Genomic DNA, 26,229 nt, shown 5'->3' with positions numbered 1-26,229 from the left:
AAAAATTTTGAGGAAGCATACTAACCAAGTTTTCTTTATCTCCGCGGGTTAACTATCGGTTGCATCTTTTTGGAAAGTAACGCATTTTCTACCAGTTAATTGGTCCAGACCGATAATATAAGCGTTGTATTAGGCCTGTTTTCTTGCAAGAAAACATCAGCTGGCGATGGAGAAGAGATGCAATGGCCAACATCCCTTTAACGCGTAGCCAGTTTCTTCTTCCCTTCATGGGGATACTTGATGAGTTGGGAGCGCCTACGAGTGCGCTTTTGGAAAAAGCTCGGCTACCATCCTCTCTCGAGACAAAGAGCGATCTCTATATTCCGGTATTGCCGGCAATCCGGTTTATCGAAACGGCCCAAATCTCTCAGGGCATTACAGATTTTGGTTTCCTGGCCAGCCAGCGGCTGCATTTTTCTCATCTGAGAGAAAAAACCAGAGCACTGATCGCGCATTCTCCAACATTGCTTGTTGCGTTGCGGCATGCCTGCAACGAGGCTTCAAGGGAAGATACTATCCTGAGCATGTGGATCGAACACGATAGTGATCACGTACGGGTTTGCAGTAAGCTCGCAATAACAAAAGAGCTTCAGCACCTGGAGCATGCACAATGGCTTCAGAATATTTTCTCGATCTATATTGTCCGGCAATTCACTGGCCCCAACTGGACACCGCCGGTGATGGCTTTTGAAGCGCACTATTCGCCGAGTGAAGTGACGCAATCCTTCTGGCCAAATGTGCGCTTCCTATCTGGACAAAACGCGGCGTGGATCAGCATCCCAATTTCATGCCTTAGTCTCTCCAACTATTTTCCTGAATCATTTCACCCTGTGCAAGACCACGAGGATGGGCCTTCTGGCTATGATATCGTGGAACTTCTCAAACTAATGTTGCCATCATATCTTGATGGAGGAGTTCCCACGCTTGCTGAGATTGCTGAGATGGCGGGCGTCAGTGCGCGTACCTTCCAGCGCAAACTCGCGAATGTTGATTTTGTATATTCAGATATTCTGGATGCCGTAAGATTTGAACGCTCAAGCAGCTTATTACGTGAATCCGATTCCAAGATCATAGATATCGCATTTGCATCTGGCTATTCTGACCCAGCTCATTTCACTCGAGCATTTCGCCGGATTTCTGGTGTTACCCCACGCCAGTTTCGTGAGCAGTCGCGGTCGCTATAAGTGTTTCACCCGGAACAACGTCGCCTGACCAAAGTTGGCACGAAATGGCAAGACTGATGATCTACCCCTGTTAGAAACAGTTTGAAGAGAGCTTGTTCGCCAATCACTTATTGATCGATTCGATGCCGTTAGCGTTGGTCCAACTCACGCTCTGTGCAATGGCATCATCTTGCTAATGCAAGGCAGGTTCAGTGTATGTTTAAGGGGGAAAGATGCAGGGCATAAATGGTCTGTTCGGTGGGTCCAAGAGACCCGGCGCCGTAATTATATCAATCGCAGGCTTTATGACGTTTAATACTGGTGCGGCGTGGTCCCAATCTTCGGCTGACGATCTTTCGCAACAGCTTGCCAATCCTCTGGCCAGTCTTATCAGTGTTCCTTTTCAAAATAATTTTGACTTCAAGGCAGGCCCGAACAAAAACGGTTTTGCCTATGGTCTCAACATTCAGCCTGTTATTCCATTCAGCTTAAATGAAGATTGGAACGTTATATCGCGCACAATTATACCAATCGCTTATCGGGATTATATGCCTGGTGGCAGCGTTTCCGGGTTAGGCGATATAAATGCCAGCTTTTTTCTGTCTCCCAAAAAAACGGGCCCCGGTGGTTTGATATGGGGCGTTGGTCCGGTGTTTCTTCTTCCTACGGCCACTGACGATTATCTAGGTAGCGGAAAGTTTGGACTTGGTCCGACAGCAGTAGCTCTTATTCAGGAAAAGGCGTGGACCATCGGTGCATTGGGTAATCACATTTGGTCTGTCGCTGGGCCTTCGGGCAGGCAAGACGTGAGTGCCAGCCTGTTGCAGCCGTTTGTTTCCTATAATTTTGGCCACGGAAGATCGATGTCACTCAGCGTGGATTCAACTTATGACTGGGAGGCCGAGCAGTGGACGGTGCCAATTAATTTGGGTGCTACGCAGGTTTTCAAGGTGAAGGATCAGGCTATGAGCCTTCAGGTGGGTGGGCGTTATTACGCTGAAGGTCCCGCCGGTACTCCGGAGTGGGGACTGCGCACGACCTTGACATTTATGTTCCCTGAATAGGGAAATGGCGACGGCGAATGGAAATGTCACAAAATGGCAAGACTGGTATTTCGCGAGTGTTAGAAGCGATCTGGATAGGATTTGTCAGCTGATCAAATAATGATTTGCTGAGGATGTTTGGATTGATCCCTGCCGCATTCTGTGGAGGGGGCACCGTGGTCGTTAGTAAGATTGAATGAAGAGGTATTCCATGTTCCGTTCGGTTGGGCTTAGTCTCGCAGTTGCCTCGATTGCATGGTCCGGTGGAGCATATGCCCAGACTTTGGGCAGCAAAATGCCGGTCACCGTTGACAGTTTCGTCCGCGCTGAGACCGATCATTATCTTGCAGCCAATGTGAAGGACATAGGCCGACTGGGCCAGTTCAAGCATGCTCGCGAGCCTGTGGCGATCGATAAGCAGACCGTCATCCGTATGAACCGCGATACGCTTTATTCATTTGCAGTATTTGATCTTGCTGCCGGGCCAGCAACGATCTCGCTGCCGGATACGGGCAAGCGTTATATGTCAATGATGGTCGTTGATCAGGATCACTATTTGCCAGTGGTTGCCTATGGCACGAAGCCAGTTACGCTAACTCAAAAATCCGTTGGCACCAGATATGCTTTCGTCGCTGTCCGGACGCTGGTGGACCCCAATGATCCGAAGGATCTCGACGAAGTCCATAGGCTCCAGGATGCCATCAAGGTTAGCCAAAAGGAACCGGGCAAACTCGATATCCCAAACTGGGATGACGCAAGCCTGACAGACATCCGCAATGCGTTGCTCGCGCTCGCAAAACATCAGGCGTCGTATAATGGTTCATTTGGAGCGCGCGGCCAGGTTGATCCGATCCGGCATTTGATTGGTACAGCCTCTGGATGGGGCGGCATTCCAGAAAAGGATGCAATGTATCCAAGTTTTACGCCTGAGAAAAACGACGGAAAAACCGTCTATACCCTCAATGTGCCAAAGACCGTGCCGGTTAAGGCTTTCTGGTCGATCAGTGTCTACAATGCCAAAGGCTTCTTCGAGAAAAACGAATACAATGCCTATTCAATCAACAACCTCACTGCCACAAAAAATGCGGACGGATCGGTCACTGCGCAATTTGGTGGTTGTGATGGCAAAATTCCAAACTGCCTGCCCGTTGTTGAGGGCTGGAACTACACGGTAAGGCTTTATCGGCCAGATCAATCTGTTGTTAGTGGCGAATGGAAATTTCCAGAGGCCCAGCCGCGTTCAAACTAATTCACATCGCTAAAACACCAAGTTTACAACGACAAAAGACGCACGGCGAAGCACAAAGTCTCGGTTATCTGTAAAGCAGTGACGGCGTCTGTCTTTGAGCAACTTGAAACTATAAATCTAGGAGCATTGAATGCTGTCGAAGATCGGCCAAACGACCTTGCTCACCGCTGCGGTATTCGCTGGACAAGTTGTGAGTTCCGTTATGGCAGAAAATGCCGTTGGGCCGAAGGTAACGGACCCGCATTTTCACCTCAAACCGGGTTATCTGCAGTCGAGCGAGCTCCCCAACAGCCTTGTTTTGCTGGGTTCGCCTCCAGCGGAGGGAAGTGCTGCACTGGCACGTGATGAGGCAGCAAGAGAGGCTACTATTGCACTACGCGGAAAAGCGCGTTGGGATCAGGCGCGGACAGATGCTGATCTGCAATTCCCCCAGCCTGCGAAGAATTTCTCCTGCGCTATGGGCGTGGATATCAGTGAAGCGAAGACCCCACATCTTTATAATTTGATGCAGCGAGTTCTTACTGATGCGGGGCTTTCGACCTATGGCATCAAGAACAAGTATAACAGAACTCGACCTTTCGTCGTGCACAACGAAGGCACATGCCAGCCAGACGAAGAAGATGTGTTGCGTCAAGACGGTTCCTACCCATCTGGGCACACAGCTGCGGGTTGGGCATGGGCGCTCACATTGGCCGAGGTCAATCCAAAGCGCGCAGATGATCTGTTCAAGCGCGGATTGTCGTTTGGCCAAAGCAGGGTGATTTGTAACGCTCACTGGCAAAGCGATGTCGATGCCGGACGCATTATGGGGGCGGCAACAGTTGCTAAACTACATAGCAATCCCGAATTCCTTACTGATATTCAGGCTGCGCGCAAAGAATTGGAAACAGCAAGCAGCCCGACTGTTGATTGTGCTGTCGAGGATCAAGTGCTCTCACAGCAAACTCAATGACAACCCATTCCCTCAACTGATCGCCGAAGCAGAATTTCGGGGGGGGACAATGCATCACTATAGACTTTTCGTGATTTTACTGACTGCTCTGATTGGCAGTCAGTATATGGCCATCGCTGCCGATATTTCGGTGGGACCTGCAGTGTCTGGGGCTGTAGGGCAAGAAGTCGAGCTGGATGGATGGCGCTTTAGCGCAAGTCCTTATTTCTGGGCGGCAGGTATCAGCGGTACTGCCGGGCAGTTTGGATTGCCACCGGCAAAAATGAAATCCAACTTCGGGAACCTCTTCAAAGAACTCGACTTCTCGTTCATGGGTGTTATTGAAGGGCACTATGATCGCTATAGTCTGTTCAGCGATATCATCTATACAAAAATTTCGACAGGCGGTCAGACCCCTTACGGAGTGTTGAGCAACAGCGTCGATATAAAATCTGAGACGTTTTCCGGCTTTTTTGGTGGAGGCTACAGTCTTCTTGAAGAGGGAAGAAACCGTCTTGATGTCGTGGCAGGAGGACGTGTCTGGTACGCGAGCACGGAGATATCTTTCGATGGTGGATTATTTGATGGGCACAGCGGGCGCGATAGCGCGACGTGGGTTGATGCCGTTGCTGGAATGCGCGGTAAGTACTTCCTGACGAATGATCTTTACTTCAGTGGCTGGGGTGTCGTGGGTGCGGGGCAGGCAAAAATGGATTGGGATGTTGCCGGAACACTCGGATACCAGTTCAAGGAAAATCTATCTGCCGTTGCAGGCTATCGCGCGCTCGGTGTCGATTATAACCACAATGGTTTCGTTTACGATGTGGTTCAAAAAGGACCTATATTAGGGGTGGTACTTCATTTCTAAATCGCATTGAAATACTAGTGGTCTGATTCCGAAATTTGCAACCCTCGATACAGACGTCAAATTCAATCCAATGGGCTCCGGCTATAACGAAATACGACATATGACGTATGTGCTGGTTTAACTCCACCGACTAATGTCATGCTGGATTATGAAAGCAGCGCCAGCATGATCTCCTCATACGTTGGTTCATGGCGCTTTCTGGCCTTAGCCAGTATCGGAGGAAAAGATGAAGACTATTTTGTTGTTTGCAGCCGGTTCGTTGATGACTGCTAGCGCTGCGTTCGCCGCAACTCCAACCAGCGGTCAGGTTGATACATCCACTACCGTGAAGCAGGAGCAGGGCGACACCATGCAGTTGGCAGCTGGCCCAAACCGGATGGGTAGAATATCTGCGCCAAGCGGCGGCGGTAAAGGTCTTTTTGGTTAAAGAGCCGCGAAAGTTTTGCCTCGCAACTTGCGGGGCAGAATCTTTCAAATCATCCTTTAGAAATAATATCCAACTCTCATATTTTTCATCATTCCATTACCTGTTGGTCGCGCCAGCTTGCAGGACTTAACGAAGTGACGCGCCTAAATTCCCGATTGAAATTGGATTTGGTCTGGAACCCTGATTCAAACATAATCGTCGTAACGGGCAGCGCGGTCTCTCGCAGCAGTCGACAAGCTTCAGTGATGCGATAATCATTGATGTATTGGGATACATTTTTGCCGGTAATGCGGTTGATGGAGCTCGAAATCTGGCGTGCTGGTAGCCCCACTTTTCGCGCAAGCCGTATGAGAGTCAAATTTTCGTCCAGATATAATCGGTTCTGAATGAGGACGTGTTCCACACGTGCGAGACTATTTCGTTCTTGCTCATCGCGGGTCTCGTCTTCATTTTCTTCAAGTGGAGCGGATGCAGAAGGCTTTGCACGACTTGCTACCATTGCTGTCAGGCCCACGAAAAATAGCCCGAGCAAATTGGCGTTGCTGACGATGAGCGCAGCATTCTTGCCATTCGTCCATTCAAAATCCATCAAAACTGCCAGATCAAAAAAGGCCGATACACAAAGCGATATTGCGGCAAAGACAAGCGCGCGGTGTGCCGAAATCGCGCTGTCGAAACGCGCATCGTCAAGCCCGTCAGGGCCGGTTCTACCGATGTAGAGAAGTGCAAGTGCGTATCCGACGAACAGAACAATAAGGCCAAAATCCAATAGAACGGGAAAAGCCAGGAGGATGACAGTAACTGCCACCGGGAAAGCAGAAATATGCCATAGGTGTCGGGTTTGAGCTTTGCCGTCTCCACGTATCAGGCTGCGAAAACTCGCATATGCGAGTGGAGGCAAGCAGCTCGCGATAATGGGAAGTAAATAGCGAAACTCTGCCAGCCCATAACCCCAGCGAAGGCCGACGGTCACGGATTGCACCGCACATAGTGCGATCAACAGTTGGAAGGGGTGATTGGAGGCAGCGTTCTCCTGACGATGCCACATCGCTACCAAGAGGATGAGTAATAAAAGCGCGACGACGAAGGGCATAGGAACGAAAATCAAAAGCAGTCTCGCAATCTGATGGGCGATATGTTGGCGATCAATGATCTATATCGCGATTCTGAACGACCTGAATCGTGATTTAGAACGCCAGATAATACGATATCTGGAAAACATGGCTCATCGTATGAACTATGGAGATACACAATGAGCCGCTTTAATCTGTTATTCTCAGCCATCGCCATTGGCACCACCTTCGCCGCTTTCACTACATTCGCTGCTGATGTGGGTGTCCGAACATTTGAGGTGCCTTCTCAAGCGCGAGGAAAAAATCTCACAGTAACACTCTGGTATCCAGCAACGGGAGCCCGGAAGCCGGTTCTGTTCGGTGATGACAGGATATTCAAAGGCAGTGCGGCGTCGAAAGACGCCCCTTTCGACAGCGGACAGTTTCCGCTTGTTATATTTTCCCATGGCTCAGGTGGGCGCACTGAGGCGATGGGCTGGCTTGCCGTCGAGCTTGCAAAAGCAGGGTTTATCGTTGCTGGCCCCAATCATCCCGGCACGACTTCTGGTGACTCCCTACCTGCTGATACGCCAAAGCTTTGGGAGCGCACACAGGACCTGTCCACTGTCATCAATTATCTGACCGGCAATTCAGACTGGGCAGATCATATAGATGCGGATCGTATCGGCGTCGTCGGCTTTTCGCTCGGCGGCTCAACCGCAATGGAAATTGCCGGTGCTCGAGCCAGTCTGGAAAGTTATGCACGCTACTGCGACACTTACACGAAATGGGATTGTGCGTGGTACTCAGGCGGTCGGGGCTATGCCGAAGGTGAGGCTGTGGACGTTGAAAAGCTTGATCTGCGTCGTGTCGATAAGGCGCGTTTTGAACAGTCAAACCTCGATACGCGTATCAAGGCTGCTGTGATGATCGATCCGGGTTTGGCGCAAGCCTATGTGGCGCAAAGTCTCAAAGAAATCAAAATTCCAATGAGCTTTATCAATCTTGGTCGTGAAGGAGACGTTCCAACTGCGGTTCAAGCAGATCATTTGGCGACACTCGTTCCAAACAGTACCTATGTCACAGTCAGTGATTCGGACCATTTCAGCTTTTTGCCCGAGTGTAAGGAAGGAGCGTCTGCGTTCCTCAAGTCAGTTGGTGAAGTTGATCCGATTTGTGAAGAGACCAATAGGGCGCGCAAGGATATTCATGCTGAGCTGTCAAATCTGGTGCTGATGAACCTACAAATAACACTTAAGCGTTGATTAGCTTTTATTCGGCTGCTGGATGTTGAAATAAAGCAGCGGGCGCGGTCTGCCCGCTGGTACCTTGTTTAAGGTGTGCCAACTCATCCGATGCACGCTGCGCGATCGCCCATGTCAAAAACAGCAGGCACATCGCCAATACGGCGGTGACAACAGTATCCGGTTTCATGGATTTATTCGTCCCTTGACGTTAGTCTTGCATATGGCGCCAGGAACTGGGGGCAGCAATATCTATTAACTCATAGCTGTTATGCAATTCGAAGGTCACGCGGAAATACTCGAAAATTTATTCAAATAATATCATCTATCGTCTGAATGCTGGAAGATGATCATATCAACTGTGTCAATCTCGGGCGGCGTTACTTTTTCTCCAGTGGGCTTTGTAAATATCAGCACTGCAATACAGTAGATGATGAAAGACAGTACGCCCAACGCGAAAATTATGACGAAGATAAGTGGCCAATCAATCATGCTAGGCATAATTGACCGCTGGGTTTGATTTTTCAATAGAGATTTGGAAATTCAACGCTTTGCGCGTTCGCGAATAGCTTTGATCCAGCTGTTGTTGAACATTATTGCACCGATGACGAAAGTAACTACACCAAGAACTATCATTCCGAAGGCAACACCCTGATCGCCAAACTGCTGATAGAGCCAGCCTGATTTTTCAACTGCCTGAGCCGGTTGTCCCAACCTTAGAATCCCTTGAACGAGCGCGCCGACGCCGACGATCAACAAACAGACACTACGGATCATGGGAAAGGCCTAAATGAGGTTGGCGGGGATCTTCGGACACAGCAGAGGTTTTGCATATTCGTCAATAAAATTTCCAAATACAAAGACACGCTCTAAAGCGTTAATTCTCTATATTATTCTGGAGAGCCTCGGAAAACTGGAGCGGGCGAAGGGATTCGAACCCTCGACCCCAACCTTGGCAAGGTTGTGCTCTACCCCTGAGCTACACCCGCTCGCGCCAGTCTTCTCTGAGAGAAGTCGTTTCCGTTAGGCAAGCGCTATATGGACTAATGATTTCGGGATTGCAACAGGGAATTTGATGTTTTGACTAAGATATTTGCAAAGATTCACAGGCTGATCCATTCCGCCTTTAGCGCTTGCGCCGCGCAATGCTGATGATGGAGGCGAATGCCGCAAAGCCTGCTGAAACCAGCAAGATATTCGGGATATCGGTGATCCCCCAATGGGCAAGCAGGAAGGCAACAAATGCTGCGCCTAGCGACTGCCCCATCAATCTTGCTGTTCCGAGCATGCCACTTGCCGCGCCACTTCTGGCACGTGGAGCAGAGGTAATAATCATGCGGTTGTTTGGCGCCTGGAAGAAGCCAAAGCCGATGCCGCAAATCGCCATGCGCCAGCAGATATCCTGAATAGTTGGCTGTTCTGGCAGAAGGCCAACCAAGGCCAGGCCCGTTGCAAAGATAACCAATCCAACAAGACCAAGTGTTGCGGGAGAGTATTTGTCTGAGAGCTTACCAGATAGAGGAGCGACGATAGCCAGCGCAATTGGCCAGGGCATTATCAGGAATCCGACTTCGATCGGTTTGAAGCCGTAAACACTCTGAAACAGAAACGGCAGAGAGATGAAGGCCATCATCTGCGCCAGAAATGACATGATCGAAGTGCAAAGCGACAGACTGAAAACAGGAATCCGCAACAGATCGAGCGGTAATAACGGATCGCTGGTGCGAAGTGAGCGGCGGATGAGCCAAATTGCTGCGAACACACAAGCCACGGCCTGCAACAAAAGCCAGCCAGCTTCGAGGCCATTGCCTGCGCTATCGATCACCGTTACCAGCAACCCAAGAGCAAGCGCACTGAGAACGGCACTCAGATAGTCGAAACGGCGTGATGAGCGTTCATTGTCGGGCAAGCTTTTGATGCCCATTGCCACCGCCAACACACCAAGCGGAATGTTGATGACGAAAAGCCACGGCCAGCTGAGCGAATGCAGGATAATTCCAGCGAGGGTAGGGCCTATGGTCGAGGAAACAGCAACAAAGAGCGCGTTGAGACCGATGGCTGTGCCGAACTTTGCCTGAGGAACCGTATAGCGCAGCAATGCGGTGTTGACGCTCATCAGGCCCGCAGCGCCAAAGCCCTGAATGACACGCGCTATCGTCAGCGCTTCCAAAGAGCGGGAAAAAACGCAGGCAATTGAGGCAAGTGTGAACAATGACACGCCTAAAAGATAGACGCGGCGATAACCGTAAATTTCACCCAATGCCGCCAAAGGTAGAAGCGTGATGACGATAGCCAGCTGATATCCATTGACGATCCAGATCGAGGCGGCGGGCCCTGCGGAAAAGTCGGCTGCGATGGTCGGAAGCGCAACATTGGCGATGGTGCCATCAATGACGGCCAGGGTAAGCCCCACCATGAGGGTTGCCCAGGCCCAGTAGATGCGCGGCTTCGGAAGGCCATCCGGTGCTACGAATGAACCTTCTTTGACGACCGTTTCATGCTTCATTTCATGACCAATTATAAAGGTGGCGAGCGACAGATTGTAGCGCTGCGAATAAACGAAAGAATTTTGCCAACCTTATCCGGATTGGGAAGGTCAGCAAGTCATCTACTCCAAAATTTCGCGCAAAACATCATCTTTAGACCCATGAAAGGCGGCAAGTAACGCTATTGTGTGCTATTTTCAGTCGCAATTGCGAAGCTCATCACCCGTGCATAGTGGCGTGGGTTAAAGCTCAGATAGAGCGGGCAGATGCTTGCGACCAAAATGAGATGCATGATCCAGCCGGAAGCAAAGCTGCCGGTCAGATTATGCAGGAAAGCTGTAGCAATCGGGCCAAGGGCAGCAATCAGAAAGCCACCGCCTTGCATAATAGCCGCCAGCGCGCCAGCTTCTTCCGGTTTTGGAAGGTGGTCGAGCGACGTTATCATTGCGAGAGCGAAACTACCGCCGAGACCGGCTCCACAAATTGCAGACCAGAACATGGGGGAAAGCTGTGGGGTGAAGGCGAGACCCGCAAATCCTATGCCCTGCATGGCCAATGTCAGAAAGAGCCAAGGTCGACGATCGACGCTGCGTCGTGCAAGAAGTGGGAGGCCAAAGGCCGAGAGCGCCTGTGCAATTGCCATAACTGCAACCAAATTGCCGGTCGCTGAGGCTTCAACGCCCAGCGACTGATAATAAGGTGCAAGCCAGGCCACCATCGACGAGTAACCTGCATTCACCAACCCGAAGGCAGCCATCAGCATCCATGTTCTTGGGCGTTGAAGCAGTTTGATCGTTATACCCGATTTCGAACCAGATGATGCCGCTTCACTGAGGATAGGTATTGCTGCGAGCAAAGCTACGACTGTAGGAATTGCGAGAACTGCGAGCGCAAGGCGCCAATTGTGCTCGGAACCCGCAAACCATGGTGTTAAACGTGCGCCGAGCGCTCCACCACCCATGATCATTGCGGAATAAAGACCAGTAACAGCTGCAATACTTGCTGGAAACTTTGCTTTGATGAGCCCAGGCATCATTGCTTGAATCATGGCAACGCCTGCACCGCAGAGAACGGCAGTGAGCACCAGTGAGAATCCGTTTGGTACGAAGCCGCGCAGGACCGAGCCTGTTGCAAGCACCATCAGCGCTGCGAACATGCTGCGCCGAGTGCCGATCGATGACTGAATACGTGGCGCGATAAAGGCACCAAGCCCCATCAACAACATCGGTAGAAACGTGAGCAGCGACAGCGCACCAAAGCCCATTCCGGTATCGCTTGCGATATCAGTGAGAATAGGCCCCGGTGCCGTGAGGAAAGGTCGGAGATTAAGGCCGATCAATACGACAAGGATTATAAGGGCGATAGGACTGGCTTGTTTGCCAGCAAGCACGGGTATGGTGGGATGCATTTTATTATCTAGCGTTTGACTGTTGTTTTTCCTGCCATATGCGATAAAGCCGTTCGCCATCGTCAGGGGAGTGATGCTCAACCTTGATGCCTGTTTGCTCGCTTATAGGCTTGGTAAGCTCTTCGGCAATTCTTGCCGTCGAGAGATTATAGGGTGCAGCCTGATCGTTTGAATAGGCGAACACGATTTTGTCCACGCCCGACATGCGCATCGCTGCAAAGCACATGGGGCAGGGCTGTCCACTTGCATAAACACGGCAACCGTCGAGACGCGGAGATTGCAGTACTTTGCCTGCTGCGCGCAGTGCCAATAATTCGGCGTGGGCCGTTGGGTCACAGTCTGCTTGCATACGGTTGACGCCGGTTGCAATGACCTTCTCGTCTTTAACAACAACAGCGCCGAATGGGCGTCCACCGTGCTCGACATTTTCAAACGCAAGTGCGATTGCCTGATCGAGAAATGTGCGGTTCACACTCATTTCGCGCCAGCCTTTTCCAGCATCGCCACCATAGGTGTAAAGCCGCGCTGACGCGCATGCTGCAATGGCGAAACGTCATCATTATCGGCAAGATTTACATCTGCTCCTGTATCAATCAGCAGTTTCACGATGTCGATATGGCGCTGCCCACCATCTCCTAGGATGATGGCTTCGAGAAGAGCGGTCCAACCAAGATTATTGACGTGATCAACCTTCACGCCTGCTTCAATCAGCGTTCGAACCGTTTCCACATGACCACGTTCTGACGCTGGGATCAGCGCTGTACCGCCATAGCGATTGGTGCTTTTGAGGTCAGCACCGTGGGCGAGTGTAAGTTTCAGGATTTCGAGATGACCGCGTGCACCCGCATAAAGATAAGGGCTATCCTTGATCGCATCTTTGGCGTTCACATCAGCGCCTGCTTCAATAAGCACACGAGCGACATCGACATGATTGCCGTGGGTGGCGGCCAGTAAGGCTGTTTCGCCTCGAGTGCCACGCCTGTCCAGGTCAACACCTGCTTTGATAGCCTCAATTATAGCAGGAAGATTGCCCACAGCTGCGGCCTCAATCAGAGAGCTTTGCGCATATGCAACTGCGTGGTGGCCCGGCAGAGTTGGTTCGGTCATGACTATCGTCCCTGCAATCAATGCCAAGGCACTCAAGCTAAGTATCGTTTGACGCATCGGCGGTTCTCCTAATGCGTGTGGCTTTTTATCGTATTCAGGCAACACGCTTTAGTTCATTGTTTTTATGCATGTTTTTATCCCAAAACCGGTTCCCACTTTTGGGAGACATGCTCCAAATTTATTGACTAAATACTAGCAACGAGTCATATTTAGAAATTAAATGTTCAACTGATATCCATTCGGATTATGAATAACGTATTCAGTCTCGATCTCTTGCGTGCCTTTGTGGCTGTCGTTGACAGCCGGAGCTTCACCGCCGCCGCTCAACAACTGCATTCCACGCAATCAACGGTGAGCCAGAAAATCCTGCGCCTTGAAGAAGCGGCGGGGCAATCTCTTCTGGAACGCGCACGCCATGATGTCCGCCCAACGGACGCCGGAGAAAAGCTGCTCGGCTATGCACGGCGCATGCTGCATTTGCATGATGAGGCAGCCGCAGCCATGACCGGTAACGCGCTTACCGCAGTCTTTCGACTTGGATTAGCAGAGGATTTTGCGGCAAGGCTCGTGACGCCGGCGCTCGCAGCTTTTCTCCGCACGCATCCCAACATGAAGTTGGAAGTGACCAGCGGGTTAAGTCGCGAGTTACAAAAAGGCTTTGAAACGGGTGAGTTTGATCTTGTCATGATCAAACAGAAGCGGGGAGAGACTGTTGGAACCATGCACTGGCCCGAACCACTGTCATGGCTGGAGAGCGCGGATTATCCGGTTTCGCAAGTTGATCCATTGCCGCTGGTCGTGTTTCCACCAAACGGACTTTATCGCAGCGACATGATGGAAGCACTCGACCGTATTGGGCGGCCATGGCATGTTGTTTTTACAAGTTCCAGTCTCGCGAGCGTTCAAAGTGCCGTTGCTGAAGGATTGGGCGTCAGTCTTCTCCCCACGCGCGTCGCGCAGCCTGGGCATCGAATTGTGCCTGTCGCGGCAGGTTTACCCGCTGTTGATCCGATGGAAATCGTCATTCGCCATATGGAGAATGGTCCCGACCGGATAGTCCAATTGGTCGAAATGCTTGCCGAAATTGTTGGGGAATGATCGAATATTGCTTTAACAGGCTGATTTAATGTGACTCATTGCGTCAAACAACGTGAGACTGCTTGACTCTACGGCAAACGCGGTGTTTTTGCCTGTTCGTAGCGCTACAGATATGCCGACAGGATAGCTCCCACTTTCACCATCTTAAAGTTCCTTTCGCTCGTTGCGACAGCCAAACGGCATGGTTCTTGCTTATTGCAAGCGGGAGGCGCTTTACGGGATTATGATAATGTCCAACACCACCATCACTCATAACGATGGAAACACTCTGTTTCCGATCGTTCTTTCAATCGTTGCGGCTGCTGCAACAGGCGTTCTTTGGGCCTATGCGAACCCGATCCAGCTCGTACCTGGCGTTATCCAGTGGCGTATCTTCGCTTTTCTTCCGCCGCTCGTGGGCATTCTACTTGGCCGTAAAAGCGGCTTCATCTGCGGCTATCTCGGCACAGTCATCTGGTCGTTGCTTGCTGGAACATTCATTCCTGCGCATTCGCTCATCATTGATGGCATCATGGTTGGCTTAACTGGCTTGATCCCCGGCATGTTGTTCGATCCGAAGACCACAACATTCAATAGGGCAACGCTGATTAAAATTGCGGCAACCTGCCTTGTTGCTGGCCTTTTGATGGTTTCTGCCGTTTCGGCAAGCCTTGCCTATCTTGGCATTTTCCCATTCTGGTGGGCAGTGATGTATCTCGGCCTTTCCGATATCGTACCAATGCTCATTGGCACGCCGCTGCTGGTCGTTCCGGCTCTGAAGATCCTCAAGGGCGCTCACCCGTCCGGCTTCACCCGTTTCTGATCGCGAGCCCAGAAAAGTGCTCCAACTACAGAATGTAAAAGTAGGTTTTGGCGATTCCGTTTTAGGCATCGCCGAAGCCAGCCTGAATATTCGTGATGGCGAACGCCTTCTCATTTGCGGCGCGGGCGGCAGTGGTAAAACCACGCTGCTAAACGCTGCATCCGGCATCGTGCCGCGTCTGATCACGCCTCAGGTTTTCGCTGGCGAAATATCGCTTCATGGCAAGCCAATTTCCTCCATGCTGAAGGACGAACTCTTCAGCATGGTCGGGGTGGTGTCGCAGAATGTCGAAGACCAGCTATGGGATTTGAGCGTTGAAGATCTCGTCGCCTTTCCGTTGGAAAATCGCGGTCTTGCCAGAGATATAATCCGCGCGCGGATCGACGATCTTCTAAACGAGCTTGAGCTCAACGCTTTGCGTGGTCGCCGCGTGCTGACGCTTTCAGGCGGCGAACGCCGGATGGTTGCGATGGCTGCAGCTCTGGCCGCCGCGCCGAAACTGCTCATTCTTGACGAGCCTACGACTGGCCTCGACCCAGCTGCACGTCAGCGACTTGTGCGTGTTTTGAAGAAGCTCGGCGCGGAAATCCCGGCTCTGCTGATAGCAGAACAAGACCCAGCATCTTTGCAAGCTGTGGTGACGAATGTCGGTTTGTTGAAAGAAGGAAAGCTGGCACCTCTCGTGTTGCTTTCTGAAATCATCAATAATGCTGCGGCATGGGAAGATGCGGGCGTTCTTCCGCCTATCGGCGTCCGCAAGCGTCTTTCCGGTGCCAGGGTTAACGGTGATGTGCTTGTCTCTGTTTCGGGGATCAAGACTCAGCTTCAGCGTCGTGATGGTCAGCCGGTTCTGGAAAACGTGAATTTTGAAATTCGGGCTGGTGAAGTTGTTGCATTGATCGGCAAAAACGGTGCGGGCAAAACCACGCTGTTTCAGTCCATCCTCGGGCTTCAGAAAATTGCGGCTGGCACCGTCACCATTGGCGGCGAAAATGCCGACAAATGGACGGCGGCGAGGCGTGCTCGTTCGATTGCCTATCTGCCACAGAACATGCGCCGTATTCTGTTCAATATGACGGTTCTTGAAGAGGTGGTCTTTGCAATCACCGCTGCCACGCGTGCAGCAAAGGATGATGCAGTGATTGCGCGCGCAACGGCGTGCCTGCAAAAATATGGGCTTGGTGGGCACGAGGAAACCAACCCGTTTGCGCTCTCGTCTCGCCAGCAGGCTCTGCTTGGTCTTGCTTGTGCAGAAGCAGCGGGTGCTTCGGTTGCAATTCTCGATGAGCCGCTTCTTGCGCGTGATCTTAACGGTCGCCGTATGCTGGAGTTGTTTCTTGAAACAGCACTCGCTGAAAACCGCGCTGTGATGCTGATCTCTCACGACCTTGAGCTAGTGGATGATGTTTCGTCCCGTGTCATGATTCTGGATCGTGGACATGTCACCTTTGACGGTGATGTGGATGCGTCTTGGGACTCTGAAGCTTATTGTGCGCTAGGCTGGCCGAAGCCGCGTGTTGTCGAGACCGGAGAAGCGGCATGAAAATCTTCTATGACCTTAACTTCTTCGTAAAACTCGCAGCAGCATTTCTGGTCATGCTTGCAACTTGGCTGGTGCCGGGCTGGAAATATGGTTTGCCACTTGCGTTGGTTACAGTTGGCTTTCTGATGATGGTCAAGGTGCCGGGCCTGCGTGGCTATCTCAAGGGGGCTGTGCTTCTGACATTGCTCGTCATGGCAAGCTGGATTCTTAATCTTGTGCTGCAAGGTATGGCATTCGTTGATACTTTGCCCATCGCTGCAGGCATGGCGGCACGTCTGGTAACGACCACTGCAGCCTTCTATTTCGTTATGGAAACCAGTACGCCGGGTTCAATTTTGGCTGCTGCCAGCGCTGCCCGTCTGCCGCCCATGGTGACGCTTGTCTTGTCGCTGACCTTTGGTATCATCCCGATGTTGCGTGAGGATTTCGAACGCATAGCAGATGCGCAACGCGCACGCGGTATGGAAATTGACGACGTTTCGTTCCCAATGCGTCTGCGTTTTGCGCTGGCGCGCGGGGTGCCATTGTTGGTTCAGGCTATCCGCATGGCCCATGCGATTTCGCTGTCGCTCGCCATTTATGGTTTTGATACCAAGCGCAAGCGTACCACATGGCGTAACGTCGGCCTACTGGTCGAATCGAGACTTAATTCCAAGGATGTAAAACGATGACTGAAGACAGCGCAAAACTCTCCGGAAACGGCCAAGTCTGGACTGTCGATGTCGCGGGCAGCAAGGTCGATCTGCCGATAGTGCCGATCAATCCGAATTTCGCCATTTCGTTGATGATGGTCATTGATCTCGGTGTTCGTTTTGGCGAACACGTAGGCAAGGCACTGGCTGAAAAGCTTGCGCCGTTGAAGCCGGATGTGATTGTCGGCGCTGCAACGCTTGGCATTCCTGTTGCGATTGAAGTCTCGCGAGCACTTGGTCTCGACGACTATGTTATTCTGCAGAAATCACCAAAGATTCATCTTGGCGACGCGCTGGTGCAGACCATTTCTTCCATCACCTCAAAAGGCGAGCAGCGCCTGCTTCTCGATCGTCAGGCGATCCCGCTTCTCAAAGACAAGCGCGTGGTTGTGGTGGACGATGTCGTTGCTTCCGGCTCAAGCCTCAAGGGCTCGGTAGAGCTGGTACGCAAGGCGGGCGGAGAAGTCGTTGGGGTTGGCGTGATTCTTACTGAAGCTAAGGATTGGCAGGAGGTACTTGGTGATGATGTGAAGCTGCTTCACAGCCTCGCGCATATTCCACAGTTCGATAATCAGGATGGCGAGTGGAAGCCGATATCCAAGAGTTTTCTCTAAAGACCGCAGCCATGCTGCCGTTACACTCGAAAACGCCGCGCTTGTCGCGGCGTTTTTTATGCATCTCGCGCCTTGTTTCGCGCGACGGTTACTATCCGGAATTATCCTTCGTCAGCACACATAAATCTTTTCAGAAAACGCGCCGAATTTCGGATTGACTGATTTTGTATCCAGGATATTGTACTGAGAAAAGTTGGGAGGCTTTTCTATTGGCGGCTTTTGAATGGCGCAGTCAGACCCGTTTGTTGGACGAAGTTGCAGAGGCACTTCGCGAGCGAATCTATTCGGGCGTTTATGCGCCGGGTGCGATACTCCGGCAGGAGCACATGGCCGCTGAGTTCGGCATCAGCCGCACTCCGTTGCGCGAGGCGCTGCGTGTTCTGGAGCGCGACGGACTGGTTGTTCATCTGCCGGGTCGAGGTGTTCGCGTGGCTTCTGCCGATCTTACCCGCCTCATTGATGCATATGCTGTGCGTGAAGTGCTGGATGGTGTTGCAGCGCGCTTTGCCGCGGAGCGCGCAACAGACGAGGATATCGCAAAGCTGCGTGCCCATGTTGCCGGGCAGGGTGCAGTCGTTGATCCATGGGACCCCAAAGCTTACACACAGACGAATGTCGATTTTCACATGGCGGTGATGAACACGGCGGGCAATGCCTCGCTGATCGCATTCGTTCCGCTGTTGCGTATGACATCGCAGGTATTTGCCCCCTCCTTCTCGCTGTCGGTGGACAGGGCGCGCGATGCGATCCGCGAACACGGCGGGATTGTTGAGGCTATTGCTGCGCGTGATGGCGAAGGGGCCGAGCGGCTGGCGCGGGCTCATATTCGCGCGACCACGGCACGACTGGAGGCTGAAATGCCTCTTCAGGAGAATGAAAATGAAGCATGATAACAAGGCTGGAGGCTCTGGCTTGCTGCGCTATGGCAATTACATAAACAATGAGTGGCGTGATGCGCTGGGTGGCGAACACATCACTGTGCGTAATCCTTCTGATGGCAGCGATCTGGCTCTCATCGCGCGCGGTGCGAAGGCCGATGTTGATCTGGCCGTGGCCGCCGCGCGCGCCGCACTTTCCGGTGATTGGGGCAAACTGACCGCGACAGAACGCGGTCGTGTGCTGCATGGTATTTCAGAAGAAGTGTTGAAGAACGTCGATCTGCTTACCGAGCTGGAATCGAAAGATGTCGGCAAACCGACTACGCAGGCGCGTTCCGATGTGATTGCGCTTGCACGCTATTTCGAGTTCTACGGTGCTTCTGCCGACAAAGTGCATGGCGACACGCTGCCATATCAGAACGGCTTCACGGTTCTTTCGATTTACGAACCGCATGGTGTCACTGGCCATATCATTCCTTGGAATTACCCAATGCAGATCCTTGGTCGCAGCCTTGGTGCAGCACTGGCGATGGGCAATGCAACAGTGGTGAAGCCTGCTGAGGAAGCCTGCCTTACCATTCTGGAATTTGCGAAGATCGCAGAACAGGCTGGTCTTCCGAAAGGTGCACTTAATATCGTGACTGGTCTTGGAGCGGAGGCGGGGGCCGCTCTCTCCGAGCATCCGGATGTCAATCATATTTCCTTCACTGGCTCGGTTCGTACCGGGGAGCTCATTCAGGCAGCCGCTGCGAAAAACACTGTGCCTGTTACGCTTGAGCTGGGCGGTAAGTCGCCGCAAATTGTCTTTGCTGATGCAGATATTGAACGTGCTGTCCCGTTTCTCGTTAATGCGGGTATCCAGAACGCAGGCCAGACCTGTTCTGCGTCGTCGCGCATTCTGGTCGAACGCAGCATCTATGAAGATGTTGTGGCACGCATGAGCGAACGTTATCGCGCGTTGAAAGTTGGTCCGGCGGGCGATGACCTGTCAGTTGGTCCGGTGGTCTCGCCGCGCCAGAAGGCAATCATCGAAGGCTATCTTGATGTAGCGAAAGAAGATGGGCTGGCGATAGCGGCGCAAGGTGTGCTTGTCGATGACGCGCCGGAAGGCGGTGCTTATGTTCTGCCGACTTTGATCCGCGATGTTCCTGCCGATCATTGTCTTGCGCAGGAAGAAATCTTTGGGCCGGTACAGGTCATCCTGCCATTCGATACGGAAGAAGAAGCAATCGCCATTGCCAACGGCACGTCCTATGGTCTCGTGTGCGGAATCTGGACCAATGATGGTGGACGTCAGTTCCGGCTCGCCCATGCGATCCATTCCGGTCAGGTCTTCATCAATAATTATGGTGCTGGCGGCGGTATCGAGTTGCCGTTCGGCGGCGTGAAGAGATCGGGGCATGGTCGTGAAAAGGGTTTCGAAGCGCTTTATGGCTTCGCCTCGCTGAAAACGATTTCCGTTTATCACGGTTAAGAATAGCATTTGGGAGAATGACAGTGTCGCTTGAAGGTAAGGTCGCGCTCATCACTGGAGCAGGTTCTGGATTTGGCGAGGGTATGGCTAAGCGTTTTGCCGCTGGCGGCGCGAAGGTCGTGGTCGTTGATCGCGATCAGGCTGGTGCGGACCGCGTTGCATCGGAAATAGGTAATGCAGCACTTAGCGTTGCTGCCGATATTTCCAGGGAATCCGATGTTGATGCGGCCGTAGAAGCGGCCCTGTCGAAATTCGGCAAGGTCGATATTCTGATCAACAATGCTGGTATTGGTCACAAACCGCAGAATGCCGAACTGGTTGAGCCGGAAGAATTCGACCGCATTTTTGGTGTCAATGTGCGCGGCATCTATCTAACGACGCGCAAGCTGATCCCGCATATGAAGCAGAATGGCGAAGGCGTCATTCTCAATGTCGCGTCGACCGGTGCTGGTCGTCCGCGTCCTAATCTCGCCTGGTATAATGCGACGAAGGGCTGGGTGGTTTCCGTCACAAAGGCGCTGGCGATCGAGCTTGCGCCTGCAAAAATTCGTGTTGTCGCACTGAACCCGGTTGCAGGCGAAACACCGCTTCTCACCACCTTTATGGGTGAGGATACCGAAGAAATTCGCAAGAAGTTCCGCGATTCCATTCCGATGGGCCGCCTGTTGAAACCTGATGATTTGGCTGAAGCTGCGGCTTTCCTTTGCTCGCCCGCTGCATCTATGATTACCGGGGTGGCGCTCGACGTGGATGGCGGGCGTTCGATTTAAATAAGAGATAAGGGGAGCTCAAGAGGAACGATGAGTAAACTGCTGAAAGCCGGGCTGATAACAGCCACGATGCTGGCATCGATCAACGGTGCCTTTGCAAAGGATACGCTGGTGGTCGGCGAAGTGCTGGAACCTCCAGGCCTCGACCCGACGGCAAATGCCGCTGCCGGTATCCGGCAGGTTACTTATGCCAATCTCTATGAAGGTCTGGTTCGTATCGTCGAAGACGGCACAGTGAAGCCACAGCTTTCTGAAAGCTGGACCGTTTCAGACGATAAACAAACTTACACATTCAAGCTGCGCCAGGGCGTGAAGTTCCACGATGGAACGCCATTCGATTGCTCGGTTGTAAAATTCTCTTATGAGCGTGCGGTGGCCCCAGATTCCACGAATGCGCAGAAGGGTCTTTTTGAGCCAATCGCCAGCACTGAATGTCCTGATTCAGCGACCGCCGTTGTCACACTGAAACGTCCAACCTCGAACTTCCTGTTCAATATGGGTTGGGGTGATGCTGTAATGGTTGCGCCTAATTCAGCAGCCGATAACCGCACCAAGCCTGTCGGGACAGGCCCGTTCAAGTTCAAGCGTTGGGTACAGGGTGATCGTGTCGAACTCGACCGCAATCCAGACTATTGGGGCGAGGCTGCAAAACTCTCTGCAGTTACCTTCCGCTTTGTGAGCGATCCATCGGCTGCAGCAGCGGCCATCCTTGCGGGGGACATTGACGTATTCCCGATGTTCCAGGCTCCTGAACTGATCAGCCGCTTCAAGAGCGATGATAAGCTTCAGGTGGAAGTAGGCGATACTGCAGGTAAAGTTCTGCTTTCGCTTAACAATGCCAAGGCTCCATTCGACAATGTGAAGGTGCGTCAGGCACTGGCCCATGCCATCGACAGCAAGGCACTGATCGAAGGTGTTTATTCCGGGTTTGGGACGCCAATCGGCTCGCATTATGCACCAGTCGATCCGGGTTATGTTGATCTGTCCAAAACCTATCCGTATGATCCGGCCAAGGCGAAGCAGTTGCTGGAAGAAGCAGGCGTTCCTGAGGGCACGTCGATCACCATTACGCTTCCACCTCCGGCCTATGCGCGTCGCGGTGGTGAGATCATTGCGGCCATGCTGGCGGAAGTGGGCATTCAAGCCAATCTCGTTCCAATCGAGTTTGCGCAGTGGCTTGACCAGGTATTCAAGCGTTCAGATTTTGATGCGACGATCATTGCTCATACCGAAGCACGTGATCTCGATATCTATGCCCGTGACAAATACTACTTCAATTACAACAACCCGGAATATAAGGCGCTGTACAAAGCTTATGCCGAAGCGGGTAGTGACGAAGAACAGCTTGAACTCGTAAAGAAGCTTCAGGAAAAGCTTGCCGCAGACGAGCCGAACATCTTCCTCTATGCGCTGCCAAAAATCGGTGTGTGGAATAAGAACGTCAAAGGCCTCTGGAAGAACATGCCAATCCCGGCTGATGATCTGACACAGGTTTACTGGGAAAACTAAAAAATGATCCGCTCCGGCGTTTGGTGCTTAGGGGCGGATATTCACGCGCGTTCCGAAAGGTGTAAGACGGTTTTCGGACAAAAATGCGCGTAGAACAACTTGAATGGCCGCGCAGCGATAATAACCAAGGGGCTGCGGCGCGGTAAAGAATGGAATGCGGAGTGTGCGGCAGACGCCAACACTTCAAGGAGGTCGCTTTGCTGGCTTATATATCCGGGCGGTTAGTCTCGCTCTTGCTTACGACGCTTGCGGCCTCCGTCATCGTCTTTCTGTTGATGCAGGTGCTGCCGGGCGACCCCGCGGCAGTCATCCTTGGTATCAATGCACAGCCTGAAACATTGGCTGCATTGCATAAGCAGCTTGGCCTCGATCAGCCGCTGTGGTGGCGGTACCTATCATGGATTGGCGGCTTTCTGAAAGGTGACTTCGGTACAAGTTACACCTATTCCGTGCCTATCAGTGAGTTGCTCGGTCCGCGCATCATGGTCACGCTGCCGCTGGCCTTGCTTTCCATGGTGCTGTCCGTTGCGGTTGCCATTCCCGTGGGTGTTTATGCGGCTTCCAAGCGTGGCAAGACCGGCGATGTTCTTTCCATGGGGGTGGCGCAGGTCGGGGTGGCGATCCCGAATTTCTGGCTGGGCCTCCTGCTCATCCTTCTGTTTGCACTGCAACTTGGCTGGTTCCCCGCATCTGGTTTTGCCGGATGGGAAAATGGCTTCTGGATAGGTATTCGTTCGTTGTTCTTGCCCGCGCTGGCACTCGCCTTGCCGCTTGCCGCCATTCTTGCGCGCGTTACCCGTTCAGCTGTTATTGAAACACTCGGCGAAGATTTCGTGCGCACCGCACGCGCCAAGGGTCTCACACGTAACGCCGCTCTTTGGAAGCATGCGGTGCCGAATGCGCTGATCCCGGTTGTCACGATTATTGGCCTGCAATTCTCATTTCTGTTGGCTGGAACCATTATCATCGAAAATGTCTTCAATCTTCCCGGCCTTGGAAGGCTGGTGTTTCAGGCAATCGCCCAGCGCGATCTCATCACCGTTCAGTCGCTGGTGACATTGCTCGCCGCTTCCGTGATTGCCGTCAATTTCGTCGTTGATCTGGTCTATGGCTTCATTGATCCGCGTCTTTCGACAGGAGGCAGCCGATGAGCGACGTTCAGAACATCGCCAAACTGAACCGCTTCCGAGTGTTGTTTCTAAGCCGTAGCTTGTTTGTCGGGTCGCTCATTACCGCTATTTTGGTAGCTATGGCCTTGGTGTCTTATTTCTGGACGCCATATTCGCCCACCGCGATGAACTTCCGCGATAAACTGCAAGGCCCAAGCCTGACGCATTTCTTCGGAACAGACAATTTTGGTCGCGACGTCTTTTCCATGATCATGGTCGGCGCGCGCAATTCGATTGCTGTTTCGATCATTGCCGTGTTGGTTGGCGCTGGTGTCGGCATTCCGCTTGGTGCCTTCGCAGCAGCACGCGGCGGTATGGTTGATGGCTTTGTTATGCGAATGACAGATCTTGCCTTCGCTTTTCCGGCACTTCTCACTGCCGTTATCATCACCGCGATTTTTGGTCCGGGTGCGGTCAACGCGATGATTGCAATCGGCATCTTCAACGTGCCGGTCTTTGCTCGCGTAACACGCGGTGCATCGCTTGGTTTGTGGAAGCGGGAATATGTACAGGCCGCACGTTGTGCAGGTCGTGGCGATGTTTCAATCACGCTTTTACATGTGCTGCCAAACATCAATCACGTGCTCATCGTGCAGGCGACTATTCAGTTTGCTCTGGCAATCGTTGCCGAAGCTGGCCTTTCCTATGTCGGGCTTGGCACCCAGCCGCCAATGCCAAGCTGGGGCAAGATGCTCAATGATGCACAAACTTTCATTTATGACGCGCCATGGCTGGCGATTTTCCCCGGCCTCGCAATCACGCTCGCCGTTCTGGGGCTTAACATGCTCGGAGACGGATTGCGCGATGTGCTCGACCCGCGCGTAAGGAGGCAGAGATGACAACACCTTTGCTTGAAATGATAAATATGTCCGTGGAACTACCCATTGGCTTGAAGGTCGCGGATATTGTTTCCGACATCACGCTGACACTTAATCGCGGCGAACGTTTAGGCATCGTAGGTGAATCCGGCAGCGGTAAATCTATTACCGCCCTTGCGGCCATGGGGCTGCTTCCCGATCGTATGCGCGTGCGTGGCAAGCTCCGGTTTGACGGTCAAGACCTCGCGTCTTTGCCGGAGGCGCAATTATGCAAAATGCGTGGACGCCGCATGGCGATGATTTTTCAGGAGCCGATGACTGCGCTTAATCCAGTGAAATCCATTGGAGCACAGATTGCCGAAGGTCGCCGTCTGCATCTCGGCGAAAGCCGCACCGATGCCGAGCGGAAGGCTCGCGAGTTGCTCGACCGTGTTGGATTGCCCGCACCGCGCTTCAATCTTGATCTATATCCGCACCAGCTTTCGGGTGGTCAACGCCAGCGCGTGATGATCGCTATGGCAATAGCCTGCGAGCCTGACCTGCTGATTGCTGATGAACCGACAACTGCACTTGATGTGACGGTACAGGCGCAAATCCTCGATCTCATGGATGAACTGATCGATGAGACCGGAACGGCGCTGATGCTGATCACGCATGATCTTGGTGTGGTCTCGGAAATGACCGACCGTATTGCCGTCATGTATGCAGGGCGGATTGTGGAAACGGGGCGAACCGAAGCCGTCTTTCGTCGTATGGCGCATCCTTATGCACGAGGTCTGTTTGCGGCGTCACCGCATGGCGCGGCACTGGTGCGACATAGCTCCGGCGGGCGGCAACGGTTGAAAGCCATTCCGGGCGTCGTGCCTGATCCGCTTACACGTCCGGCGCATTGCTCATTTGCTGATCGCTGCGCCTTTGTGCAGGATGATTGCCGGCTGACAATCCCGCCTCTTGATGTGTTGGATGAGAACAACGGGATCACACATCGCGCTGCCTGTTTCCATCCTTGCGAAGGCGAGGTGATGGCATGACGAAACACATTCTGGAAGTGCGCAACGTTGTGCGTGAATATCGTCTGCCACGTGCTTCGTTTTTGTCGAAGCAGGAGAGCCTGCGCGTACTCCACGGCGTCAGTGTTGACATTGAAGCAGGGCAAAGCCTTGGCATTGTTGGCGAAAGTGGTTCCGGTAAATCCACGCTTGCGCGTGCTGTGATGGGGCTGGAACGACCGCAATCTGGGCAGATCCTGATCAACGGGCAGGATATTTATGCGCTGGATCGCGGTGGGTTGCGTGAAGCGCGTAAAGGCTTCCAGGCGATTTTTCAGGACCCTTACGGCTCTCTCGATCCACGCCATACAGTGAGGCGGATTATATCCGAGCCGATTGTCTCGCTGGAACGTGGAACAAGCACTGCTGAACGCAATGAACGCGTTGCGGAGGTGCTGGCAGCGGTTGGTCTGCCGCCCGCATCGGCAGACAAATACCCCCATGAATTCTCTGGGGGGCAGCGTCAGCGTATCGCGATTGCGCGCGCTCTGATTACCAAGCCTGCACTCATCGTTGCCGACGAGCCAGTCTCGGCGCTTGATGTTTCCATTCAGGCGCAGGTACTAAACCTGATGATGGATTTGCAGGAAAAATTTGGCCTTAGCTATCTTTTCATCAGCCACGATCTTGGTGTCGTGCGTGCGATTACCGACCGCGTGGCCGTGATTTATCGCGGCAATATCGTCGAAGAGGGACCCACCAACGAAGTCTTCGACGATCCGCAGCACGAATATACCCGTGCGCTCGTTGATGCGGTGCCAAAGCCTTTTTCTGGACGGCGCAAACGGGCTCCGCGCAAGACTGCCAACCTCCAATTACCGGAATGATAAAAGGG

Annotated in this window: 27 protein-coding genes and 1 tRNA gene; 20 read left to right on the top strand and 8 right to left on the bottom strand. The window is 52.6% G+C overall.

The features are described 5' to 3' along the window. Positions 1-182 precede the first annotated feature (182 nt). From CES85_RS02760 to CES85_RS02735, 6 genes are all read left to right on the top strand, one after another. Complete coding sequence (locus CES85_RS02760) at positions 183-1,184, top strand: AraC family transcriptional regulator (protein WP_095444535.1); 1,002 nt, start codon at positions 183-185, stop codon at positions 1,182-1,184. 212 nt (positions 1,185-1,396) lie between these two features. Beyond that, the gene (locus CES85_RS02755; protein ID WP_244923204.1) at positions 1,397-2,227 is read left to right on the top strand and encodes a transporter; all 831 of its coding nucleotides are present in this window, start codon (positions 1,397-1,399) and stop codon (positions 2,225-2,227) included. Positions 2,228-2,417: 190 nt separating this feature from the next. After that, positions 2,418-3,455 (top strand): DUF1254 domain-containing protein, encoded by a 1,038-nt coding sequence (locus tag CES85_RS02750; RefSeq protein ID WP_208636280.1) that lies wholly within the window; start codon positions 2,418-2,420, stop codon positions 3,453-3,455. A 130-nt stretch (positions 3,456-3,585) separates the two neighbouring features. After that, positions 3,586-4,407 carry an acid phosphatase gene (locus tag CES85_RS02745; RefSeq protein ID WP_095444533.1) on the top strand — a complete coding sequence of 274 codons (822 nt, stop codon included), beginning with the start codon at positions 3,586-3,588 and terminating at the stop codon, positions 4,405-4,407. A gap of 49 nt (positions 4,408-4,456) precedes the next feature. Beyond that, on the top strand, positions 4,457-5,254 hold the full coding sequence (locus CES85_RS02740) for a hypothetical protein (RefSeq protein ID WP_095444532.1): 798 nt from the start codon (positions 4,457-4,459) through the stop codon (positions 5,252-5,254). 226 nt (positions 5,255-5,480) lie between these two features. Beyond that, positions 5,481-5,681 carry a hypothetical protein gene (locus CES85_RS02735; protein ID WP_095444531.1) on the top strand — a complete coding sequence of 67 codons (201 nt, stop codon included), beginning with the start codon at positions 5,481-5,483 and terminating at the stop codon, positions 5,679-5,681. Between the two features lie 88 nt (positions 5,682-5,769). On the opposite strand, the gene CES85_RS02730 is transcribed toward CES85_RS02735, so the two are convergent. Further along, entirely contained in the window at positions 5,770-6,789 is a 1,020-nt protein-coding gene (locus CES85_RS02730; protein ID WP_095444530.1) for a helix-turn-helix domain-containing protein, read from the bottom strand. Positions 6,790-6,933: 144 nt separating this feature from the next. On the opposite strand from CES85_RS02730, the gene CES85_RS02725 reads away from it, so the two are divergent. Beyond that, entirely contained in the window at positions 6,934-7,998 is a 1,065-nt protein-coding gene (locus tag CES85_RS02725) for an alpha/beta hydrolase family protein (RefSeq protein WP_095444529.1), read from the top strand. A 7-nt stretch (positions 7,999-8,005) separates the two neighbouring features. On the opposite strand, the gene CES85_RS27045 is transcribed toward CES85_RS02725, so the two are convergent. From CES85_RS27045 to CES85_RS02690, 7 genes are all read right to left on the bottom strand, one after another. Continuing rightward, on the bottom strand, positions 8,006-8,167 hold the full coding sequence (locus tag CES85_RS27045) for a hypothetical protein (protein WP_157743392.1): 162 nt from the start codon (positions 8,165-8,167) through the stop codon (positions 8,006-8,008). 353 nt (positions 8,168-8,520) lie between these two features. After that, entirely contained in the window at positions 8,521-8,754 is a 234-nt protein-coding gene (locus tag CES85_RS02715) for a hypothetical protein (RefSeq protein WP_095444527.1), read from the bottom strand. 137 nt (positions 8,755-8,891) lie between these two features. Beyond that, positions 8,892-8,966, bottom strand: a tRNA-Gly gene (locus CES85_RS02710). 137 nt (positions 8,967-9,103) lie between these two features. After that, entirely contained in the window at positions 9,104-10,483 is a 1,380-nt protein-coding gene (locus tag CES85_RS02705; RefSeq protein ID WP_095444526.1) for an MFS transporter, read from the bottom strand. Positions 10,484-10,644: 161 nt separating this feature from the next. Continuing rightward, positions 10,645-11,871, bottom strand: a complete 1,227-nt coding sequence (locus CES85_RS02700; protein ID WP_095444525.1) for a cyanate transporter — start codon at positions 11,869-11,871, stop codon at positions 10,645-10,647. 4 nt (positions 11,872-11,875) lie between these two features. Next, entirely contained in the window at positions 11,876-12,349 is a 474-nt protein-coding gene (locus CES85_RS02695; RefSeq protein ID WP_095444524.1) for a nucleoside deaminase, read from the bottom strand. Then, the gene (locus CES85_RS02690; RefSeq protein WP_244923203.1) at positions 12,346-12,978 is read right to left on the bottom strand and encodes an ankyrin repeat domain-containing protein; all 633 of its coding nucleotides are present in this window, start codon (positions 12,976-12,978) and stop codon (positions 12,346-12,348) included. Before CES85_RS02690 ends, CES85_RS02695 begins: the two co-directional genes overlap by 4 nt. A 246-nt stretch (positions 12,979-13,224) precedes the next feature. On the opposite strand from CES85_RS02690, the gene CES85_RS02685 reads away from it, so the two are divergent. From CES85_RS02685 to CES85_RS02625, 13 genes are all read left to right on the top strand, one after another. Next, the gene (locus CES85_RS02685) at positions 13,225-14,076 is read left to right on the top strand and encodes a LysR family transcriptional regulator (RefSeq protein ID WP_095444522.1); all 852 of its coding nucleotides are present in this window, start codon (positions 13,225-13,227) and stop codon (positions 14,074-14,076) included. A gap of 229 nt (positions 14,077-14,305) precedes the next feature. Next, entirely contained in the window at positions 14,306-14,878 is a 573-nt protein-coding gene (locus CES85_RS02680; protein ID WP_094575426.1) for an aminotriazole resistance protein, read from the top strand. Between the two features lie 16 nt (positions 14,879-14,894). Then, entirely contained in the window at positions 14,895-16,421 is a 1,527-nt protein-coding gene (locus CES85_RS02675; protein WP_095444521.1) for an ABC transporter ATP-binding protein, read from the top strand. Next, positions 16,418-17,092: an energy-coupling factor transporter transmembrane component T family protein gene (locus tag CES85_RS02670; protein ID WP_095444520.1), complete on the top strand. Its 675-nt coding sequence runs from the start codon at positions 16,418-16,420 to the stop codon at positions 17,090-17,092. The genes CES85_RS02675 and CES85_RS02670 overlap by 4 nt, the downstream gene beginning before the upstream one ends. Beyond that, positions 17,089-17,727 carry a phosphoribosyltransferase family protein gene (locus CES85_RS02665; RefSeq protein WP_095444519.1) on the top strand — a complete coding sequence of 213 codons (639 nt, stop codon included), beginning with the start codon at positions 17,089-17,091 and terminating at the stop codon, positions 17,725-17,727. Before CES85_RS02670 ends, CES85_RS02665 begins: the two co-directional genes overlap by 4 nt. Positions 17,728-17,936: 209 nt before the next feature. Continuing rightward, positions 17,937-18,617, top strand: coding sequence for a GntR family transcriptional regulator (locus tag CES85_RS02660; RefSeq protein ID WP_095444518.1), 681 nt, complete (start codon positions 17,937-17,939; stop codon positions 18,615-18,617). Further along, complete coding sequence (locus CES85_RS02655) at positions 18,607-20,079, top strand: aldehyde dehydrogenase family protein (RefSeq protein ID WP_095444517.1); 1,473 nt, start codon at positions 18,607-18,609, stop codon at positions 20,077-20,079. Before CES85_RS02660 ends, CES85_RS02655 begins: the two co-directional genes overlap by 11 nt. Before the next feature lie 23 nt (positions 20,080-20,102). After that, positions 20,103-20,849, top strand: coding sequence for an SDR family oxidoreductase (locus tag CES85_RS02650; RefSeq protein ID WP_095444516.1), 747 nt, complete (start codon positions 20,103-20,105; stop codon positions 20,847-20,849). 30 nt (positions 20,850-20,879) lie between these two features. Continuing rightward, on the top strand, positions 20,880-22,358 hold the full coding sequence (locus CES85_RS02645; RefSeq protein ID WP_095444515.1) for an ABC transporter substrate-binding protein: 1,479 nt from the start codon (positions 20,880-20,882) through the stop codon (positions 22,356-22,358). Positions 22,359-22,555: 197 nt separating this feature from the next. Then, entirely contained in the window at positions 22,556-23,509 is a 954-nt protein-coding gene (locus tag CES85_RS02640; protein ID WP_095444514.1) for an ABC transporter permease, read from the top strand. Further along, complete coding sequence (locus CES85_RS02635) at positions 23,506-24,366, top strand: ABC transporter permease (RefSeq protein ID WP_095444513.1); 861 nt, start codon at positions 23,506-23,508, stop codon at positions 24,364-24,366. The genes CES85_RS02640 and CES85_RS02635 overlap by 4 nt, the downstream gene beginning before the upstream one ends. Further along, the gene (locus tag CES85_RS02630; protein WP_095444512.1) at positions 24,363-25,376 is read left to right on the top strand and encodes an ABC transporter ATP-binding protein; all 1,014 of its coding nucleotides are present in this window, start codon (positions 24,363-24,365) and stop codon (positions 25,374-25,376) included. The genes CES85_RS02635 and CES85_RS02630 overlap by 4 nt, the downstream gene beginning before the upstream one ends. Next, complete coding sequence (locus CES85_RS02625; protein WP_095444511.1) at positions 25,373-26,221, top strand: ATP-binding cassette domain-containing protein; 849 nt, start codon at positions 25,373-25,375, stop codon at positions 26,219-26,221. Before CES85_RS02630 ends, CES85_RS02625 begins: the two co-directional genes overlap by 4 nt. The last annotated feature ends 8 nt before the right edge of the window (positions 26,222-26,229 follow it).

The sequence above is a fragment of the Ochrobactrum quorumnocens genome, assembly GCF_002278035.1.
Classification (GTDB): Bacteria; Pseudomonadota; Alphaproteobacteria; order Rhizobiales; family Rhizobiaceae; genus Brucella; species Brucella quorumnocens.
This window is presented reverse-complemented; position numbering and strand designations above follow the sequence as displayed.